The sequence below is a fragment of the Clostridium sp. AF29-8BH genome (genome assembly GCF_003478145.1).
Classification (GTDB): Bacteria; Bacillota; Clostridia; order Lachnospirales; family Lachnospiraceae; genus Otoolea; species Otoolea fessa.
In genome coordinates, this window is the sequence record NZ_QUEL01000003.1 from 101,148 (window position 1) to 121,591 (window position 20,444).

Genomic DNA, 20,444 nt, shown 5'->3' on the forward strand with positions numbered 1-20,444 from the left:
ACTCTCAATATGTTTTGAAGTTTGTCGCCGGGTTGTACGACGCCCTTGACAAATCTTACATTTGATGATCCAACCACTCATCAAAACTCTTTTTGGAGATTCTGATACTGCCACCGATGCGGACGCTATGGAAAACTTTCTTTTTCACAAGGTTGTATGCGCTGGTTCTGCTGATGCCCAGAATATCCTGAATCTCATCAACCGTATAGGTTCTCTTATCAAACTGAACTGCGTTAGCAGCCATCGCTTCTTCGGTGCGCTGATTCATGGCAGCGATTCTTTCTTCAAACATTTATGTTCACTCCTTCGCTCTCTTTGCTTTATGTTTTGGGGAACGCTTTTTCAGCTGTTCCATTGCCAGGCTGACAGATAAGGCTTTCTCAATCGCTACCATTTCACGGGGCGTTACCTTACCTAAGTAATTATCAATCCTGCTTTTATCAATGGTACGAATCTGTTCCAGCTGAACAACGGACGCTTCTTTGAATGCAGGATTGTCGTAAATAACAAAGTGCGTCGGCATATTCGCTTTCTTATGGATTCTGGTGGTGACCGTTGCCACAATCAATGTGGGAGCGTGTTTATTACCGGTATCGTTCTGAATGACGATAACCGGACGGATGCCGCCTTGTTCCGACCCAACTACCGGGTCCAGCTTGGCGCAATAAATATCACCACGGCAATATACCCAATTTTCTTTCATCATGTGCCATGACCTCCTTTCGTTGGCTATGTAATAACTGACTGCCAGAAAGGAATCAGGCAGTCAGTCCAAAAGTCTATGTGTCCCATATTTGCCACGCACCCCTGGGAAAGAGGCTTACGCCCTCAGGGAATCACCGAACGACTGATTGCGAATCAGTTCCATAGGAATCTAACCTCTGCCGGGTTCTCCGCCAGCTCCGTAGAGAAGTATCTTTAATCCTGTTGCTTTCATGGCCGTATTGGGAGCAACCCAATATTTACAAGCCAGTATTGATCGCTGGCATCGGGAGAGAGACAAGCGCTTAATTTATAGAAGAAAGTCGTTCTGTTTCTCTATCCGATACGTCTCGGCGTACCGCTGATGTGGCTGATGCTCTCGCACCGGCAACAGGAACGTATTCGATGACTGTGTATTCAGTTTTCAAGGATCAAGCAGCCGATTTTCTTTGGCTGTATCTAAATTGTACCTGTTCCTCATGCAAGTTTTTATTGCCTCGTAGGTATAGTTTTGAGGTTATTCACGACCTAAAAATATGTAATCAAGGGTTGTCTCAAAGCGCACAACCAGTTCGATTGCCAAATCAATAGAGATACCTCTGTTGCCGGTTTCAATTCGTGCAATGGTGTTTGCGGCAACACCTAACTGCTCCGCAAGCTGTTCCTGTGTAAGCCCATGTTCCTTTCTCAAGGCTTTAATTCTTTTTCCGCTTTCAACCAAGTCGTAATACATTTTCGTTCCTCCGTGTTTTTGAATTTGTGAAGTTGCAAAATCAAAAACAGCGGGAGGAGATCGTGCCCGATTCTCAATACCCTTTGCCATCTGCCTGTCCTCCTTGCAGGCATAAAAAAAGAGCCGGAGTAAATTACTCCAAGCTCTCGTTCATGCCTTTGTGTTAATTATGGGGGAAAATAGGCAGGTATAAAAAAAGCCCCGTACCCATTACAGGCACGAGGCGTAACTCTCTCTATTCAATTTTATGCCGCTATCTCCCAGCATAGCCATTTTAACACTGGACAAGTCGGACTTTCAGTAGGGGAACCGTCGTATTTTCATCGGATTTTAGTCGGACTAAAATCCTGTCTTAGCATTCACAATAACACAATGCTTCTTCCTCCCGGGCACTTTCCAGGAAATCTTTCAATTTAGGAATGGCTGTTCCCCAAAGTGACAGACCAAATAACAGTATCGCTTCTTTCTTTCGGTCATAGTAGGTGCTGCGTTCCATATTCAAAACCTCCAGCATTTCTGATTCCCTGTACTTGAAGCGGTTGAGATATGCCTTTGAGATAATCTCACAGTACAGAGCGCCTTTATCTGGATATTCTCTGATTTTCAACATAGCCATATCTACCAGTTCAATGATCCACTTTGTCTCAAATAAGCTGCGAATGCGTTCTTCAAATCGTTCTCTCGCTTCATCCGGAGCAAAGTTCTCCAGATAAATCAATGCACCATCTAAGCTGTCACCGTAAGTACAAATAAGGGTATCACATACATCATTCGCACGATCAATGGTAGACCAGCACACCTCTCGATATATGGATAAAATCAGCTTTGCTCTTTCATACAGAACCTTCTCGTCAATGTTCTGCATCCGGCAAAGCATTCGAATACTGCTTAATACCTGTGTATTATATCTGCTCATTCAGAATCTCCTTTCAGCCTAATCCATAAAATAAGAATTCCTTTCTAACTCCTGTCACTTGGCTAAAGGGAAACAAATACCATGGGACAAGAATGACTATAACTTCCGATATTTGATTAAAATAACAGAAGTGAAATCGGAAGTTCTTGACTTTATAAAAGTTCCGATATATAATTAAGTGGAATTAAAACTTCTGTTATGATTCTTATTATAGCATTTTCCAGAAGTTTGTCAACAAATAATCGGAAGTTACGAATAAATATTTTTTGAAAGGAAGGATACTACCATGACATTTGGAGAAAAAATTAAAGAAGCTCGTTTGGCTATGAACCTATCTCAAACGGAGCTTGCCCAGATGACCGGCATTTCCGAAAGATCCCTTTACACCTATGAGCAGCTCGGAACACTCCCCAGAAAAAGCAACATCAGAAAACTTGCTGAAGCACTGCATATCTCTGTGTCCTATCTTTTGGACGAATCTGAAACGGATAGCCAGAGCCATATAGATCAGGATATGTTTATTTTAGAGGCAAAGGAAAACTTCGGTTCAAAAGGAGCAAAAGAAGCTCAGGAAGTGTTGGGTCGTGTAAATTCTCTGTTTGCCGGTGGAGAATTGGACGAGGACGCAAAAGATGTATTCTTCCAGGCGATTATGTCAGTTTATATGGACTCTAAGAAAACAGCACGGGAAAAGTACACTCCGAAGAAATACAGAAAGCATAAAGATAAAGAGTAAAATCCTCAAGCACAGAATATGTTTTCTGTGTGCGATTCGGAGGTGAAGCAAATGAAAACGGCAGAGCATATCATTGAAACTGTCGATAAGCTTGTGCGAAAATATCACACCAGAGACCCTTACGAGCTATGTCAGCTGTTAGGTATCAAAATCCACTATTACGATTTACAGAAGAAATTGAAGGGCTTCTTCTATTACCAGTCCAGACAAAAGAATATCGTGATAGATCACAATGTGAACGGTATCCTGGAGCGTATATTAGTCGCACATGAATTAGGACACGCTGTCCTGCATACAAAAATCGCTATGATGCACGGCTTTCAAGAAATGGAAGTTTTTGATGATAGATCAATCGAAGAAAATGAAGCAAACTTCTTTGCGGCGGAGCTTCTGTTAGAAGATGGGAAAGTCCTGGAATGCCTTTCGGAACACACATTTTTTGAAACGGCTAAAATGCTCTATGTACCGGCAGCATTATTAGACTACAAATTCAGCCTGCTCCACGAAAAAGGAGAGCTGGTAAATTCGATGTATATTCGTAAAGCAGATTTCCTGAAAGAAGATCTTCATGCCTACGATAACGACATTGGTTATGGCGATATATGAATATCTATTTTTATATCTTTACAGAAAAAGTCCACCAGTACGATGCGTAGTGCATCATGACTGGTGGACTTTTTGCTTCTTAAAGAATCAGTATATTGTGCTGCAAAAAAGAACCCCATAGCAGTTCACTCTGTACCGTCAATGGGCTTCTTTTTCATTATATCAATCAAGCTCCGCTTTTTTTATCATCTCTTGCTGGTCAATCAAGACATCAATCAACTTTCCTACGGTTATCAATGTTGTTACATTACACTTTTTCAGTTTTGCAGCAATCTCATTATCAATGATGCTGTCGCATTTTGCATATGGGGTATCCAGTAAAAAATAGTCAAAGTTCTTTTCCAAGACGAATGCCAGTTTTAGAAGCATTGCCAAAGAAACTTTCGTCTGTCCAACTTCAACATGGCTCATATGATTGTTCGAGCAACCAACCAACGCACCCAAATCAGCCTGACTATAACCCTTTTCCAGTCGGGCAGCTCTAATGCGCTGACCAATCTTAACGTAATCAATTTCCGGTTGCGTTTCAATCACCTCCATGCTGTGTATGATTCTGCTATACATTATAAAATGTACCAAAAATCTCAACAACCAACATCGGGTGCAAGTTGCATTTATAAATGCAATATGATAAAATTTTATAGGCAGATTGCATTAAATGATAGAATGAAAAGAACCCCAAGACGACAATATGAGCTATCTTGAGGTTCTTTAAAATAAAAAATTCGTAGAGTACATTACTCTACGAAAGAGTATACCCAGGAGGAGATTTATTGATTCAATTTGTAGGGCGAGATGCTTATAAGCAGTTTTGGAATTTTAGTAAAGATGAGAAAGAGAACTTGGCCACTCAATTGGCGATTGAGTTACCCGCACTCAGAGGAAAAGTTGGTGCATCACAAGAAGAAATTGCTTCGGCTGTTGGTATTTCACGACAAACTTATAGTGCCTACGAAAATCGGACACGCCCAATTCCATGGAGTTTATATCTAGCACTATTGTTTTATTTTGATTACATTCCAAGTACACATTATATGATTCGCCAGCTTGAATTATTCCCAAATGAAAGAAGTTATGGAAATAAGACTTAGAAGCAAACTTAAGAGTGTGTTGATAGTGCAGTATCTTAAAATTTTGTATAATAGGAATTGAAGTTAAATTAGATGCTAAAAATTTGTAATTAAGAAGGAGTGATTACATGAACAAAAATATAAAATATTCTCAAAACTTTTTAACGAGTGAAAAAGTACTCAACCAAATAATAAAACAATTGAATTTAAAAGAAACCGATACCGTTTACGAAATTGGAACAGGTAAAGGGCATTTAACGACGAAACTGGCTAAAATAAGTAAACAGGTAACGTCTATTGAATTAGACAGTCATCTATTCAACTTATCGTCAGAAAAATTAAAACTGAATACTCGTGTCACTTTAATTCACCAAGATATTCTACAGTTTCAATTCCCTAACAAACAGAGGTATAAAATTGTTGGGAGTATTCCTTACCATTTAAGCACACAAATTATTAAAAAAGTGGTTTTTGAAAGCCATGCGTCTGACATCTATCTGATTGTTGAAGAAGGATTCTACAAGCGTACCTTGGATATTCACCGAACACTAGGGTTGCTCTTGCACACTCAAGTCTCGATTCAGCAATTGCTTAAGCTGCCAGCGGAATGCTTTCATCCTAAACCAAAAGTAAACAGTGTCTTAATAAAACTTACCCGCCATACCACAGATGTTCCAGATAAATATTGGAAGCTATATACGTACTTTGTTTCAAAATGGGTCAATCGAGAATATCGTCAACTGTTTACTAAAAATCAGTTTCATCAAGCAATGAAACACGCCAAAGTAAACAATTTAAGTACCGTTACTTATGAGCAAGTATTGTCTATTTTTAATAGTTATCTATTATTTAACGGGAGGAAATAATTCTATGAGTCGCTTTTGTAAATTTGGAAAGTTACACGTTACTAAAGGGAATGTAGATAAATTATTAGGTATACTACTGACAGCTTCCAAGGAGCTAAAGAGGTCCCTAGCGCCTACGGGGAATTTGTATCGATAAGGGGTACAAATTCCCACTAAGCGCTCGGGACCCCTTGTAGGAAAATGTCCTAAGTGTGGCAACAATATTGTATTAAAAAAATCGTTTTATGGTTGTTCAAATTATCCTGAATGTACCTTCACTTTAGCTGAACATTTTAGAAAGAAAAAACTCACCAAAACAAATGTAAAAGAATTACTAGAGGGAAAAGAAACCCTGGTAAAAGGAATCAAAACGAAAGATAGAAAGTCCTACAATGCCGTTGTAAAAATCGGAGAAAAGGGATATATTGATTTTATCTCTTTTTCAAAATAAGCATAAAAGCCTTTAAAGAGGGCTTTTATATATTAATCACAAATCACTTATCACAAATCACAAGTGATTAATCACAAATCACTTGTGATTTGTGATTCCTAATGATACAATATTACTATACAAAAAAAGAATGGGGCGTAGTTATGGAGAAGGAAGAACTCAAAATACTTGAAGAATTAAGACGTATTTTAAACAGTAAAAATGAAGCGATTGTTATCTTAAACAATTATTTTAAAGGTGGTGTTGGAAAGTCAAAATTATCGACTATGTTTGCTTACTTGACAGACAAATTTAATTTAAAAGTTTTAATGATCGATAAGGACTTACAAGCAACATTGACAAAAGACTTAGCAAAAACATTTAAGGTAGAATTGCCACGTGTTAATTTTTATGAAGGACTGAAAAATGGAAACTTGGCTTCTTCTATTGTTCATTTGACTGATAATTTAGACTTGATCCCTGGCACGTTTGATTTGATGTTACTGCCAAAATTAACTCGCTCATGGACTTTTGAAAATGAAAGTAGATTGCTTGCTACTCTTTTAGCACCTTTAAAAAGTGACTATGATCTCATTATTATTGATACTGTACCAACGCCAAGCGTTTATACAAATAATGCAATCGTGGCAAGTGATTACGTTATGATCCCTTTACAAGCAGAAGAAGAAAGTACAAACAACATTCAAAACTATATTTCCTATTTGATTGATTTACAAGAACAGTTTAACCCTGGACTAGATATGATCGGTTTTGTTCCTTATTTAGTTGATACGGACAGCGCAACGATAAAATCAAACCTGGAAGAACTGTACAAGCAACATAAAGAAGATAACTTGGTTTTCCAAAATATTATCAAGCGAAGTAATAAAGTAAGTACCTGGTCTAAAAACGGAATTACAGAACACAAAGGCTATGACAAAAAAGTTTTATCCATGTATGAGAACGTATTTTTTGAAATGCTTGAGCGAATCATTCAATTAGAAAACGAAAAAGAATAGAATCACAAATCACAAGTGATTAATCACAAATCACTTGTGATTTGTGATTGTTGATGATAAAATAAGAATAAGAAGAAATAGAAAGAAGTGAGTGATTGTGGGAAATTTAGGCGCACAAAAAGCAAAACGAAATGATACACCAATCAGTGCAAAAAAAGATATAATGGGAGATAAGACGGTTCGTGTTCGTGCTGACTTGCACCATATCATAAAAATCGAAACAGCAAAGAATGGCGGAAACGTAAAAGAAGTTATGGATCAAGCCTTAGAAGAATATATACGGAAATATTTACCTGACAAACTTTAAAAGGAGTGAAAATGAAATGGCAGTTACGTATGAAAAAACATTTGAAATAGAGATCATTAACGAATTATCGGCAAGCGTTTATAATCGAGTATTAAACTATGTTTTGAACCATGAATTAAATAAAAATGACTCTCAATTATTGGAAGTCAATTTATTAAACCAATTAAAGCTTGCAAAACGTGTAAATCTTTTTGATTATTCTTTAGAAGAATTACAAGCCGTTCATGAGTATTGGCGGTCAATGAATCGTTACTCAAAACAAGTTTTGAATAAAGAGAAAGTGGCTTAATATGGCAAATATAGTCAATTTTACTGACAAACAGTTTGAGAATCGCTTAAATGATAATTTAGAAGAATTGGTTCAAGTAAAAAAGCGGTTGAATCGCCAACCGCTTTTTTACTTGGTGGGCAATCAGGGTCAGGGAAAACCAGTTTGCGAAGAAGATGATTGAGCAGGCAGGAACAAAGTGATAAATTCAAATTGTGAGGGAAAATACAGATGAATCAAGGAAGAATTATTGTGATTACAGGCTCACCGGGGACAGGAAAAACAACAACTGCGTCAATTGTCGCAAAGGAATCAGATATGGATAAATCAGTGCATATGCACACCGATGACTTTTTTCATTACTTAAGCAAAGGCGCAATACCACCACATTTGCCAGAATCCAACAAGCAAAATCTGGTTGTCATTGAAGCCTTTTTAGAAGCTGCAAAGCGATATGCTCGTGGCGGATATGATGTAATTGTAGATGGGATTGTCGGGCCATGGTTTTTGGAGCCATGGAAAGCTCTTGCCCAAGAAGATTACGAGGTACACTATATTGTATTAAGAGCGAGTAAAAAAGAAACTATGAAGCGAGCTGTGGAACGCTCAAAATTAGATAGAAAAACAAATATTGAATTAGTGGAAACAATGTGGGAGCAATTTTCCGGTTTGGGGATATATGAATCAAATGTCATAGACACAACTACATTCACAATTAAAGATACGGTTTCCGCAATAAAAGAAAGAGTTGCATGTGGGACGTCTTTACTATCTTAGACATTCCCATTTGTCAGGAAGATAGCAAAGCCAGCCGAGCCAGTCAACGGTCAAGATGAACGGCGCATTTCATGCGCCGCCGTTGACAGTCACGCCCGTCTTTGCTAAAAAGTAATCAAGGCGGGAAAGCCCTAAAATGGCTTCCCGCCCATTTCAATTTTTAGAAAAGAAACGCTCCAAAATCAGAAAGAGAGCGTCCAAGCACTTTGAGGGATTGGCCGCCTTGTCCACCCATTCAGCGGGACAGCGGGCGGAGGTCAAGGCCGGGTGTAAACCCGTTCATTTCAGCTTAGAAACCCTTCATAAAACGGGCTTATTTAGCGATATAAGGCTTTATAATAGAGAAGGAGTGAAACTTCTATTCAAGTTTAGAAACGCCTTCCATTAGTCCGAAAGAGACCTTAGAAAGAGAATTAAATCGTAAAGTATCAGGGAAAGAAATTCAACCGACTTTGGAGAGAATAGAGCAAAAAATGGTTCAAAATCAACACCAAGAAACCCCTGAATTTAAAGCAATTCAACAAAAATTGGAAAGCTTGCAGCTACCTACACCACCAATACCCAAAACACCTAAACTTCCAGGACTTTAAACCTTAAAAAAGGAAAAGAGTAGTTACCAAAAAACGGTAACTACTCTTTTTTTATAAAAACCTTTCCTCATGTTTGAAAAGCTGATCGAGAAATAAAGCACACAACGGTATTCTTTCTTTTTTCAGTTGGTACATTTTGCAGTCTGTAACGTGTCATTTACTGTTTGTTACCTTAACATATCCAGTCGAAAACACAAGGGTATATAAACGAGCAAGCTCGCCCTTGTGTTTTCTTTGTGTCTATGTTGCGTTCTCGTCACAGCAAACGACACGAACACACTGGCGAAAATGAACCAACAAAACGAAAAAAGAAAGGAGCGTATACTTCACAGACGGTGTTAAGGATAGTTACCAGATGAAACCGTACATTGCACCGACCGCTGCTGAGTTGGAACAATTTCTTTCCTCTCTAAATTAAATCTTGCCGAAGCAGTGATGTGTCAGACTTTCCTGACACATCGCCGCTTTGCACTTCACAAAATCCGCTGCCAGGAGGTGATGAAATGAGTATGGTAAATGCTGACTCCGTTCAGCTATTCGCAATGCTGAAAAAAATGCAGGATTCCATTTCCTCCATCGAAACTACCAAAAAATCTGTAAAGATGAAATATGAACAGTTAGGTGCTGGATGGCAAGATAAAAAATACAACGAGTTGGGCGTGGTTGTAAGAGACTGCAACAAGGCTCTCAATGACATATTGGTAATTATGCTTCAAGCAGAAAAATATGTGGCTTTACTCGCCAAGAGCCTTAGTGAATACGAAAGTGTTCAACTAGGATCTACAAATGGAATATCTGCAAGCACACCTCAGACCAGTAGTTTTGCTGTTACACCATCAAGTGCAGATACAACCACCTTTGAGTCAAATACCTTTGGTTCTAATCTTGCATTTGTTCAAGACAGACTATCAGCTGAACGATATTTTTCCCGTGGAAATCACTATGAAGAATATCGAGATTATTGGGAGAACGGGAACTATACCTTTTCTCGAAATGAAAATCCAGAACTCGTATACGTTAGAGCAAGGGATATTGAAGGAGTTTATCTCAGTGACCGAGAACTTGGGAACCCGGAAGGATTTTGGACACGGAATGGTCGAGAGGGATGGTCGAGAGAAAACATTCTAAGGCGAGCTTCGCACATCCAAGATGTTCGTCAAAATACTGAGTCAGGAATGTCTTTGGATGAGCTTTCACAAAACCCAGTGTTAGATGATACCATTCGTAGCTATTACAATAATCCTGTCCAGGTTGCGCAGGTAGGTTCTTATTATGTATTTCAGAGTGATGGGCGACATCGAACACTTGCAGCTCAATCGCTTGATACATATATCCCGGTTTTAGTAACAGGTAGCTACACTCGAAATGATTAACAAATGAGGAGGTGAGTGTTTGAGCAACGTAAATGCTGATGCAACTCAATTACTGACAATACTGAAAAATATGCGGACCTCCATTTCTTCTATCGAAACTACAAGAAGTTCTGTGAAGATGAAATATCAGCAATTGGGAATTGGATGGAATGACAAGAAGTACGATGAGCTGGGAACTATCGTAAAAGATTGCAACAAAGCCCTGAATGATATTTTACAGATTATGCTTCAGGCCGAAAAATACGTTGCTTCACTTGCCAAAAGTGTACAAGAATATGATAATGTTAATTTGGACACTCCTTCTGCACGAAATTCTTTCCTCCAGGGTCTGCAAACACCTAATGTTGGTAATTCGTCTTATCAGTATTGCCTTGGCGTGCTAACCCAAGGTAGCACACCAGACGGATATATCGCTGTTATATCACAACGCCATGAAAATGCAGAGCAGAATGTCAGAGAAGTGTTTGACCATTTCGCTGGTAAACTGATGATACAAGATTCTGAATATCCACCGGATCAGACAGCACATTACTCACCGGGAAATTATATAGGGCATTCACGAGGAGTCTACTACAATGCAGCTTCTGATATGACAAATCCAAGAGGTGCAGGAACAACTTATTTCCACGAGCTTGCTCACATGATCGACCATGCTTCGTGCAACTATCGGAGCAATCTATCCAATACTCCAGAATTTGCTGAGGCACTGGTTGAGGACGGACAAAGAATCCTGAGCTTATATAACAATCTTCCAGTGGAAAAGCAAACTGCTTTTCTGACCCGTATTAGGCAGGATTCAGCTCACTCCTTCTCGGACTTAATTGATGCGACAACAAATGGTCAATTGCACGGAAATTATGGTCACTCAAGGAACTATTGGACGAGACCGGGCAATCTACAAGCAGAAGCCTTTGCCCACTTTTTTGAAGCGTCTATGGGAGACCAAGGCAAATTAGAGCTATTAGCAAATTTCTTTTCTACAGCGTTTGGTATTTTTTCTTCAATGATTGATTCTATTAGACCAGATAATCATGTTAGGGTCTTGAGCAGAGAAAGGTAGGTGCATACAATGGACAAAAACAAGAGCGTTGCAGATTTTATGAATAGCTTCCTTAATACACCTGAACCGAAAATTGATAATGAGTATTATGAAATCGAAGAACAGTATTTTCGGCAATTCGGTCATGGTGTCCCAAGGGAAATGTTGCCTGATAGCATTTCAACGGAACAAATTAAACAAGCCATGAAAAAATGCATTCTTTCCAAAAAGGATAATCTCTTTGAACTATTAGGCATCATTATCAACGATAATTATTTATATTAAGAAAAGGAACGACGACATGGATGAAGACAACATTATAACTTTGAATGATGAGAATGGGAACGAAGTTGAATTTGAATTTCTTGACTTAATACCGTATCGCCAGAACGAATATGTTGTCCTGCTTCCTATTGGAGATTCGGATGGGCAAGTTGTTATTTTGCAGCTGAAAGAAATTGACGATGAAACAGAAGAATATGTTGGTGTTGAAAACGAATTTGTGTTAGAGACTGTCTTTGCTCTGTTCAAAGAGCGAAACAAAGATTTCTTTACATTTGAGTAATTAAACAATGCAAGCTCAAACCAACAACACGATAAAAGGGGGGTGCATTATGGATATTTGGCATCGTGTAGGCAGAATTGTTCGCTTCTCAAACTTAGGAACTCTTCTGTTCTTTACTCTTAATATTCTGCTGATTGTTGCTGTGTTCGGTTCGTCAGGAAGCATTGTTGAACTGATTTGTATTTACTTTTTCACAGTAGCTATCAGCTTATCCCCATTAGGCGAAATGTGCCTGGCTGCCTTCGCAGGAGCAAGCGATATAAAAAGAGTAGATATAAAACTTCGAGTTGTCCCGCTGGTTCAATATGTTTTAGATAAAGCAAAAGAGAACACATCATACTGTCCTAAAAAAGTGAAAGTGAAGATTATCCATGATCCTGCTCCAAATGCATTTGCTCTAGGTAGGCAAACACTATGCATAACTGACGGATTGCTTTTACTCTCCGATGATATGATACTTGGAATTCTCGCCCATGAGATCGGACATCTCTCATACGGACATACTGTTATCCAATTATTGATTGGCGGGGGCAATATATTTATATCCGGGTGCCTCCTGTTAATCAAAATATCCTACTGGATTTTTTCTGCAATCATGGGGCTGTTCGCAATATGCTCTCGTAGTGGTGTAATGGGTATAATTACCGCAGTTTTCGCAGGAATATCAACAGCACTTTCTTGGTTATGGGTAAAGTTCTGTATGCTTTTTCTGATGTGGTCTATGAGACAAAATGAGTATCTGGCTGATGAATTTGCTTATAAAATTGGTTTTGGTCTTGAATTAGCGACGGTATTAGACCAACATATCTCAGATGTTCCGCATGATGGTTTTCTCAGTGCAATATACTCAACTCATCCATGCAACGATGATAGGGTTGCAGCATTGCAAAATTTAGGTGTACCCTATTCTCGATACTAAATTCATAATCTCACAAATTGGCAAGCAGTGTAAACCTGTACAGGTTCACTCATTTTCTCGATTTTCCCTTCGGTGCAATCTTCGCAAATTTGCTTGTTGGGGAAGCATCCCCAATCCCCTTTGAACATCATCTGCCGATGATGGCTACACGATTTTCAATCGTTTCTCAAAGAACAGTAGAATAAAAATTTGCCCATGGTTGAAAGCACCGAAATCGAAAAGCAAAAAAGCAGCCACGATCCGCACCCTTTGGGGAGTGCAGACCGTGGCTTTTTGCTTTAACGGAAGTTCTTCTTTTCCTCTTTCTCTTTCTCTTTTTCCTGCTCTTTCTGCCTGTCGATATTCAAAATCGTTTCAACCGTCCGTTTGGCAATCAGCAGTTCTTCTTTCTCTTTTCTGATCTGACGGTACTCAGCGTAGTCCTGCTTTTTCTGGACTGCCAGCTGATGAAACTCCTCATACAATGATTGCATGGACGGGAGCTTTGTAATCTGCAATTCATCAAAGGCTTGCTTCGCCGCTTTATGAATTGTGATTTCCTGACGGTGTTCTTCAAAGAATTTTTTGCTATATCCAGACTTGCGGTACTCGATATAAATTTGCCTTGTGTTGCGATAATTTTTGATGTGCTGCTGCAACGCCTGAACCTCAACCATACGTTTCTCTGCGACCTTGATAGAATCAGAAAGCGCATCGAACCGGGCAGACAGATTTTCAATATGAGCAGTCAGATCGTCGTAGTTGCCCAAGCCTTTTTCTTTCAGTAGGATTACCGTTCGGGCAGCTTCTTTTCGGTTGAACTTCTTCGCCCACTTTTCATAACCGACCGTCTTGCCCTCGGCCATCTTTGCCTGAATATCAATCAGCATCTGGAACTGCTCGGGGCAGGAGCTTGGCAGAGCCGCCTTTTGATTTGTGCAGGTTCTTGCCGGAGATAACCGCTTGAATTTCCTCTTTGCTATATCCTTCGCCCAGGGAACGCAGCCGAATGAAACGCTTCTGATTCTCGCCCTTGAACGCAGGCTGCTTTCCATCCTTGAACTCAAATCCCATGTCAGCCAGAGCCTGAACAAAGCCATCAAAGCTCTTTGGTTTCTGCTTCAGCACCGCATCAATCGCATCACATAATTCGTCACGCTGGGTACGCTTCTTGGGATAAACAGTTCTTTTCTGGCGCTCCCGATACGGCTTCGGTGTAATAATGGACAGCCCGTGTTCCAGGCAAACCATATCACTGAGTCTTTGCACCGCCAGACCGGAAAGAAAGAAGTTTTTGAATTTCCGTGTGGCATCCAGCGAGGTCGAATTATAAATGATATGATTGTGAATGTGGGATTTGTCGATGTGGGTCGCAACGATGAAAGCGTGTTTTCCCTTTGTCCATCGCATCGCTGTTTCATAGCCGACTTGGTTCGCTTCTTCCGGGGTGATTTCTCCCGGCTTAAAGGACTGGCGTATCTGGTATGCGATGATATTGTTCTTCTGCTGTCTGCCGGTAATATGCTGATACTGCCGTTTGGAAAGCAGAAATTCCTCATCTGCTGTCTTTGGATCACACTCATAGGAACTGATAAATTCGCCATCATTGGTTTTTGCGGCATTTTGTGAGTAGTCGGTTCTGTCTGCCAAACATTGAGCGACCGTCTTTCCCTTATTCACATGGAGTGCAATCAATCTTGTCGCTGCCATTCCCATCACTTCCTTCCCAAAAAGAAAAAGCCACCGGTCGGTGACTTTTCTCTGATATTATCTTATGACCTGATAAATGCTCCCAGACTTTCTCCAATATTCTCGACTTTCATAACAGCCCAGACGAGCAAGAACACCGCTGCTATTGTCGCAATTCCAAGAACCACAAGAATAAGCAGGGACTGCCACAAAGCCTTTACAATGCAGTAAATCGCAGATCCGCCAATGACCAAGAGCAATAAACCAATTACATAGGACACAACATTTGTAAGCAGATTTCCAAGAATGCAAATCACTTTTACAACGAACAGCACCGGCAGTGCCAATATCTTCAATACCAGCTTCATAGGCTCAACCCCTTTCTTTTAATTATATTGTACAAGGGTATCTGCCATAACGCAATGATGTCAACCCTTATGTAAAAGCCGCAGCCGAAACTGCGACTTCCCAACAAGTTGTCGGATTACTGGATTGAGGACAGGCGAACAAGAACTTCTCTCATGTCCGTCCAGATCTCCTCCAGCCGTTTTTGCAAATCCTCAATGTCAGCACGATAGATGCTGCCTGTTTCGTTCGCTCGCTTTGCGTACTGGTTCAGGTTGTTGGAGCAGATTCGCAGGAGCGAAACCAGGGCTTTCACATCCTGCAAATCCAGTCTGATACAGTAACCATCCAGAGCCATTTTCCGCAGATAGGCTCCCATGCTGCGGATGCCAAGCTCGTCCATCTTCTCATGGATTCGCTCGACCTCCTCCTTGGATGCAAGGAAATGAACATCCTGATCTCGCTTTGCCATTACAACACCTCCTCACGGGTTTCAGAGTATTTTGCAGGCGGGATATGCTCCGCTTTGGATTTCAGATCAGCCAACACAGAAGGACGCTCTGACTCGCTTCTTTCGTCACGATTTTCCACAGAGTCCTCCATATTCAGGGCTGCATCCAGTTCTGCCAGTCGCTGACTTTTGGCTGTCAGCTCTGCTTCCTGCGGGAACGGTTTTCCAACCTCCGCCTTGGCTGCTTCCTGCTGATTGTAGAGATTATTCAACTGCTCATTGGCTCGTTCTAAGCGCTCAAGGATGCCTGCAAGGGCATTGTCCAGTCGGGTGATATTTCCTCGTGCGTCCGTTCCAAGGGCTACTCTGTGGCTCACAGCGCCCTTCAGGGTCACATCGAACTCGTTCCGGAAACTGTCAAACGAAAGCTCCATCTGAAAGCCACGGTAACTGCCAAGAGGAACCGGATCGGCACTTTTCGTGTCCTTACAAGCCGCAAGGAGGATTTCACCGGCATCTGCCTTTTCGGTGTAGGCTTTGCCCATGATTTCCATGCCGCAAAAGCCATCGGCAATCTGCGGGTGTGCTTCCACGGTTTTAATATCAGCTTCAAAGCCATGAATATAGCCTGTCTGCTTTTCAATCTCAGCCGGGAAGTATTTCAGAAGCTTATCTTCCATACGGTACTGCTGGCTCTGGTGGTCAGCTTTCAGCACCTTCAGCCTTGCCACATCAATGTCCAAGTCCATCTTTTCCTTGATAAGCGGATTGCCGGCACACAGCGCCTTGATCTCCGCATAGGACAGCGCCTGCTCATCCACATCGTCACAGGAGCGAACCGGTGATTTGGAGGTCATAATCTGAGAAATAAACTTCTGCTTGTTTTCCAAGGTCTGATACAGGTAGGCATCGAAGGTTCCCTCGGTCACATACTGATACACCTGAACCTCTTTGTTCCGGTTGCCCTGACGGATGATACGACCGTTTCTCTGGGTCATATCAGACGGACGCCAACCCACATCCAAGTGGTGAACTGCCACCAATTTGTCCTGGACGTTGGTTCCTGCACCCATCTTTTGCGTACTGCCAAGAAGCACTCGCACCTGCCCGGTACGAACCTTGGCAAAGAGGTCTTTTTTCTTTGCCTCGGTATCTGCATCATGGATAAAGGCAACTTCTTCCGCAGGCACACCGTTTGCAATCAGCTTGGTTTTGACATCATCATAGACATTGAAGGTTCCATCATTTTTCGGTGTGCTAAGGTCGCAGAACACCAACTGGGTCAATTTGTCAGCCTGACCGTCCTGCCAGATACGCAGGATATTTCCCACGCAGGCATTGAGCTTGCTGTCAGGGTCATCGGGTAACAGGGTGTTCATTAGCCGCTGATCCAGTCCCAATTTTCGTCCGTCGCTGGTAATCTTGAGCATATTATCGACGGACGGGTCTACAATACCGGCATGAACATCTGCTGCTCTCTCTGAAAGGGAAGCCACCATATCCTTCTGGTACTCAGAGGGCTGAACCACAACCGTTTCAAACTTTGCTTCGGGAACAGGGAGATGCAACTGGTCAGAGGTCTTGATGTCGGCAACCTCCTTGAACATATTCATCAGTTCAGGCAGGTTGAAGAACTTCGCAAATCGGGTTCTGGCACGATAGCCGGTTCCCTCCGGTGCAAGCTCAATCGCAGTTGTTGTTTCTCCGAGGTCGATGCCCAGGAATCAAAATGGGTCAGGTTCTTTTGCTGGAGCGTACTGTACTGGAGATAGCGCATGACCGTATAAAGCTCGGTCATCGAGTTACTTACTGGAGTACCGGTTGCAAAGATCACACCACGCCCGCCGGTCAGCTCATCCATATAGCGGCACTTCATAAACATATCCGAAGATTTCTGGGCTTCGGAGGTGGACAGACCTGCCACATTTCGCATTTTTGTGTAGAGGAACAAATTCTTGAACGCATGGCTTTCGTCCACAAACAGCCGGTCTACACCCAACTGCTCAAAGGTAATGACATCATCTTTCTTGTCAGCGGCAAGGAGCTTGTCCAGTCTGGCTTCCAATGATTTTCGTGTTTTCTCCATCTGCTTGATCGTGAAGTTTTCGCCACGCTGCCATTTCAGCTCCGCAATCGCACCCTCGATCTCATCAATCTGCTCCCGCAGCTGCCGTTCCTGTCGTTCGGCAGAAAGCGGGATTTTTTCAAACTGGCTGTGACCGATGATGACTGCATCATAGTCACCCGTTGCGATACGAGCGCAGAACTTCTTACGGTTTGCTGTTTCAAAATCCTTCTTGGTGGCAACAAGGAGCTTGGCACTCGGATAGAGGTGCAGGAACTCGTTTGCCCACTGTAAGGTCAAGTGATTCGGCACAACGAACAGGGATTTCTGGCTCAATCCAAGCCGTTTACTCTCCATAGCCGATGCAGCCATCTCGAGGTCTTGCCCGCACCAACTTCGTGTGCAAGCAGCGTATTTCCACCATATAGCACATGAGCGATAGCATTTCTCTGGTGTTCACGGAGGGTAATATCCGGGTTCATGCCGCCGAAACGGATATGAGAGCCATCATACTCACGAGGTCTGGTGGAGTTAAAAAGTTCGTTGTACTTGGTGGAAAGGGTTTCTCGTCTGTGCGGATCTCTCCAAATCCAATCTCGGAACGCATCCTTGATTGCCTGCTGTTTCTGCTGTGCCAGGGTAGTTTCTTTTTTATTGAGGACACGCTTCTGCTTACCATCTGCATCTTCAATCGTATCATAGATACGAATATCCTTCAGATTCAGCGTTTCCTCCAGAATCCGATATGCGTTGCTCGCTCTGTACCGTAGGTGACATACGCCGCCACATCGTTGTAGTTGGGAGAACTCTTACCGTTGATGCGCCACTCTGCGGTCAGCTCGGAGAACTTGACCTCAATGGAACGGCGCAAGTAATACGGCGTTTCAAAGGTTTCCTCCATGAACTGCTGAATATAATCGGCATCAATCCATGTTGCACCCAAACGCACATCAATCTCGGACGCATCCAAGTCCTTCGGCTGTGCTTTCTGCAAGGCTTCCACATTGATGTGGAAGGAAGAATCCCTGTCTGCCGCCATCTGTGCGACACGCAGCTTGCTTCTTACATCACCGGAAAGGTAATCATCGGCAGTCTGCCATCCAACTTCCACAGCATCGGGAGCCATCGGGTCTTTGAAGATCACCCCTCGAAGCTCTGCCTGAATCGCATCGTATTCTCCAGGTGTTCCAAGCAGCTGTGCCATAAACGGCAAATCCACCTTGCCACGCTCACCGATAGAGATTGCCAGAGCTTCGGACGGCGTATCCACGCTCGTCACTCTGCGTTCCGGCTTGATGGTTCGCTTGGTGAACATATCCGCCTTGCTTTTCAGATTGCCGTCCTCATCCACATTTTCCAGAGAACACAGGAGATAGTAGGAGGAATCGTCAGCAAATGCCTGACCATTGGCTCGATTATTGATAAGCCCGTTCTTTGCGGCAAACGCATCGTAGGCATCATTCAGTTCTGCCTGTTTCTGAGTAATCATTTCATCCGGGTAATCCTCAAGCTGATATTCGATCAGCTCGTTGACGATACCACGAAGTTCCACCATGCCCATCACACGGTCTTTTGCTTTCTCATTCAGGTCTACACGGCGCATCAGGGAGTTTTCACGGAAGTACACATTGCCATCCACCACGGTATAAGAGAAATTCTTTACATCCGGGGTTGCAGGAATGGTTTCGATTTCCTTACCCTTGTCAGCTTCGGGAAGCTCCACAGCCTGATAGGTTCCTTGGATGTGGGAAACTGCTTCTTTCAGAAGTTCGGACAGTTCCATGCCCTCAATGGGACGCACTGTAATGTCCATGCCGTAGGCGGTACTTTCTTCCACCGTATCGCCCAGAACCATTTCAGGATGAGCGACAAAGTAGCTGTTCATGGTGTGTCCTTCTTCGGTGCGGTCAAGGTTTACCCATTCCGGTACAATGTCAATCGGATGGTCACGCTTTTGCAGGAACAGGATGTCGGACACGACTTCCGTGCCTGCGTTTTTCTTAAAGGCATCGTTTGGCAGACGGATTGCACCAAGCAGTTCCGCCCTCTGCGCCATATATCGCCTTGCGTCAGAGTTCTTGGAATCCATGGTGTAACGGCTTGTCACAAAAGCGACCACACCACCGGGACGAACCTGATCCAAAGCCTTGGCAAAGAAATAGTTGTGAATGGAGAATCCCAGCTTGTCATACGGCTTGTCGGACACTTTGTAGTTGCCGAAAGGGACATTACCCACAGCCAGATCGTAAAAGTCTCGGCGGTCTGTCGTTTCAAAACCGGCTACTTTGATTTCTGCGTTGGGATAGAGCTTCTGAGCAATTCTGCCGGTGATGGAATCCAGTTCCACACCATACAAACGGCTGCTCTGCATTTCAGGAGGGAGCATACCAAAGAAGTTGCCGATACCCATAGCAGGCTCCAGAATATTTCCTGTTTCAAAGCCCATCTGTCCGACCGCATCGTAGATGGAGCGAATGACCGTAGGGCTGGTGTAATGTGCGTTCAGGGTGGAAGCTCTTGCCGCAGCATATTCATCTTCGGAAAGCAGGTTTTTCAGTGTCTGATACTCCTTCGCCCAATTTCCCTTGTCCGGGTCAAAGGCATCTGCCAGACCGCCCCAACCGACATAATTCGACAAAATCTCCTGTTCTTCGGTAGTGGCGTTCCTGTTCTCGCTTTCCAGTTTGAACAGAGTTTCAATGGCTGCGATGTTTCTTGCGAATTTCTGCTTCGGTCCACCTTCACCGATGTTGTCATCCGTGATGTGGAAGTTCACCGCAGGAACAGGTGGGATTTCTCTGGTGGTGATGGACTGCTCAAGCTGAGCGATAATGTCCATGACTTCGGCATTCTGCCATCCGTCCACCTGGGCATAATCCTGAATGATGGTGTCCTTTCCATCTACGCACTGTACGAAGTCCAGACTACCCGGCAGATCTCTGGTATTCATTGCACCCAGGGCTTTTCTCTGCGTGTCAGGAAGTGCATAGTAGGCTCGCAGGGCATCATCAAAGGAACTG

Annotated in this window: 20 protein-coding genes and 6 pseudogenes; 17 read left to right on the top strand and 9 right to left on the bottom strand. The window is 42.6% G+C overall.

The window, feature by feature from the left end:
- Positions 1–55 precede the first annotated feature (55 nt).
- From DWZ16_RS03485 to DWZ16_RS03500, 4 genes are all read right to left on the bottom strand, one after another.
- Positions 56–292, bottom strand: a complete 237-nt coding sequence (locus tag DWZ16_RS03485; protein WP_002304418.1) for a helix-turn-helix domain-containing protein — start codon at positions 290–292, stop codon at positions 56–58.
- Between the two features lie 6 nt (positions 293–298).
- Complete coding sequence (locus tag DWZ16_RS03490; RefSeq protein ID WP_002578938.1) at positions 299–706, bottom strand: type II toxin-antitoxin system PemK/MazF family toxin; 408 nt, start codon at positions 704–706, stop codon at positions 299–301.
- Positions 707–1,219: 513 nt separating this feature from the next.
- Complete coding sequence (locus DWZ16_RS03495; protein ID WP_002304413.1) at positions 1,220–1,525, bottom strand: helix-turn-helix transcriptional regulator; 306 nt, start codon at positions 1,523–1,525, stop codon at positions 1,220–1,222.
- 262 nt (positions 1,526–1,787) lie between these two features.
- Positions 1,788–2,351, bottom strand: a complete 564-nt coding sequence (locus DWZ16_RS03500) for a hypothetical protein (protein WP_002304412.1) — start codon at positions 2,349–2,351, stop codon at positions 1,788–1,790.
- Positions 2,352–2,637: 286 nt separating this feature from the next.
- Between DWZ16_RS03500 and DWZ16_RS03505 the strand changes: the two genes are divergently transcribed.
- Positions 2,638–3,087, top strand: coding sequence for a helix-turn-helix domain-containing protein (locus tag DWZ16_RS03505; protein ID WP_002304411.1), 450 nt, complete (start codon positions 2,638–2,640; stop codon positions 3,085–3,087).
- Between the two features lie 51 nt (positions 3,088–3,138).
- Entirely contained in the window at positions 3,139–3,693 is a 555-nt protein-coding gene (locus tag DWZ16_RS03510) for an ImmA/IrrE family metallo-endopeptidase (RefSeq protein WP_002304410.1), read from the top strand.
- Positions 3,694–3,855: 162 nt separating this feature from the next.
- Here the strand turns inward: DWZ16_RS03510 and DWZ16_RS03515 are convergent, their stop codons facing one another.
- Complete coding sequence (locus DWZ16_RS03515) at positions 3,856–4,233, bottom strand: helix-turn-helix domain-containing protein (protein WP_002578940.1); 378 nt, start codon at positions 4,231–4,233, stop codon at positions 3,856–3,858.
- Between the two features lie 314 nt (positions 4,234–4,547).
- On the opposite strand from DWZ16_RS03515, the gene DWZ16_RS03520 reads away from it, so the two are divergent.
- The 15 genes and pseudogenes from DWZ16_RS03520 to DWZ16_RS03605 all read left to right on the top strand — a co-directional run bounded on the left by DWZ16_RS03520 (position 4,548) and on the right by DWZ16_RS03605 (position 12,895).
- The gene (locus DWZ16_RS03520) at positions 4,548–4,784 is read left to right on the top strand and encodes a helix-turn-helix transcriptional regulator (RefSeq protein WP_229217805.1); all 237 of its coding nucleotides are present in this window, start codon (positions 4,548–4,550) and stop codon (positions 4,782–4,784) included.
- Positions 4,756–4,845 (top strand): annotated as a pseudogene (locus DWZ16_RS16530) (peptide-binding protein); the annotation flags it as partial. The gene DWZ16_RS03520 and the pseudogene DWZ16_RS16530, both read left to right, overlap by 29 nt.
- Before the next feature lie 46 nt (positions 4,846–4,891).
- Positions 4,892–5,629 (top strand): 23S rRNA (adenine(2058)-N(6))-methyltransferase Erm(B), encoded by a 738-nt coding sequence (erm(B), locus tag DWZ16_RS03530; RefSeq protein ID WP_002292226.1) that lies wholly within the window; start codon positions 4,892–4,894, stop codon positions 5,627–5,629.
- A gap of 169 nt (positions 5,630–5,798) precedes the next feature.
- A pseudogene (locus DWZ16_RS03540) lies at positions 5,799–6,059 on the top strand (topoisomerase DNA-binding C4 zinc finger domain-containing protein); the annotation flags it as partial.
- 101 nt (positions 6,060–6,160) lie between these two features.
- Positions 6,161–7,057 (top strand): ParA family protein, encoded by an 897-nt coding sequence (locus tag DWZ16_RS03545; RefSeq protein WP_002304405.1) that lies wholly within the window; start codon positions 6,161–6,163, stop codon positions 7,055–7,057.
- A gap of 91 nt (positions 7,058–7,148) precedes the next feature.
- Positions 7,149–7,364 (top strand): peptide-binding protein, encoded by a 216-nt coding sequence (locus DWZ16_RS03550; RefSeq protein ID WP_001835296.1) that lies wholly within the window; start codon positions 7,149–7,151, stop codon positions 7,362–7,364.
- Positions 7,365–7,380: 16 nt separating this feature from the next.
- Entirely contained in the window at positions 7,381–7,653 is a 273-nt protein-coding gene (locus DWZ16_RS03555) for an antitoxin (protein ID WP_000301765.1), read from the top strand.
- 1 nt (position 7,654) lies between these two features.
- Positions 7,655–7,803, top strand: a pseudogene (locus DWZ16_RS03560) (zeta toxin family protein); the annotation flags it as partial.
- A gap of 60 nt (positions 7,804–7,863) precedes the next feature.
- Positions 7,864–8,409, top strand: coding sequence for an AAA family ATPase (locus tag DWZ16_RS03565; RefSeq protein WP_002304402.1), 546 nt, complete (start codon positions 7,864–7,866; stop codon positions 8,407–8,409).
- Between the two features lie 286 nt (positions 8,410–8,695).
- A pseudogene (locus tag DWZ16_RS16535) lies at positions 8,696–8,999 on the top strand (toxin zeta); the annotation flags it as partial.
- 503 nt (positions 9,000–9,502) lie between these two features.
- Positions 9,503–10,372: a hypothetical protein gene (locus tag DWZ16_RS03585; RefSeq protein ID WP_002578944.1), complete on the top strand. Its 870-nt coding sequence runs from the start codon at positions 9,503–9,505 to the stop codon at positions 10,370–10,372.
- 19 nt (positions 10,373–10,391) lie between these two features.
- Positions 10,392–11,432, top strand: a complete 1,041-nt coding sequence (locus DWZ16_RS03590) for a hypothetical protein (RefSeq protein WP_117527657.1) — start codon at positions 10,392–10,394, stop codon at positions 11,430–11,432.
- A gap of 9 nt (positions 11,433–11,441) precedes the next feature.
- On the top strand, positions 11,442–11,696 hold the full coding sequence (locus tag DWZ16_RS03595; protein WP_002588965.1) for a hypothetical protein: 255 nt from the start codon (positions 11,442–11,444) through the stop codon (positions 11,694–11,696).
- A 16-nt stretch (positions 11,697–11,712) separates the two neighbouring features.
- Positions 11,713–11,976 (top strand): DUF1292 domain-containing protein, encoded by a 264-nt coding sequence (locus tag DWZ16_RS03600; protein WP_002304397.1) that lies wholly within the window; start codon positions 11,713–11,715, stop codon positions 11,974–11,976.
- A 49-nt stretch (positions 11,977–12,025) separates the two neighbouring features.
- Entirely contained in the window at positions 12,026–12,895 is an 870-nt protein-coding gene (locus tag DWZ16_RS03605) for a zinc metalloprotease HtpX (RefSeq protein ID WP_002588966.1), read from the top strand.
- A 278-nt stretch (positions 12,896–13,173) separates the two neighbouring features.
- Here the strand turns inward: DWZ16_RS03605 and DWZ16_RS03610 are convergent.
- From DWZ16_RS03610 to DWZ16_RS15895, 4 genes and pseudogenes are all read right to left on the bottom strand, one after another.
- A pseudogene (locus tag DWZ16_RS03610) lies at positions 13,174–14,584 on the bottom strand (relaxase/mobilization nuclease domain-containing protein).
- A gap of 62 nt (positions 14,585–14,646) precedes the next feature.
- Positions 14,647–14,931: a hypothetical protein gene (locus tag DWZ16_RS03615; RefSeq protein WP_002578946.1), complete on the bottom strand. Its 285-nt coding sequence runs from the start codon at positions 14,929–14,931 to the stop codon at positions 14,647–14,649.
- A 116-nt stretch (positions 14,932–15,047) separates the two neighbouring features.
- On the bottom strand, positions 15,048–15,380 hold the full coding sequence (gene mobC, locus DWZ16_RS03620) for a plasmid mobilization protein (protein WP_002578947.1): 333 nt from the start codon (positions 15,378–15,380) through the stop codon (positions 15,048–15,050).
- A pseudogene (locus tag DWZ16_RS15895) lies at positions 15,380–19,237 on the bottom strand (SNF2-related protein). The gene mobC and the pseudogene DWZ16_RS15895 overlap by 1 nt, the downstream one beginning before the upstream one ends.
- Positions 19,238–20,444: the final 1,207 nt, after the last annotated feature.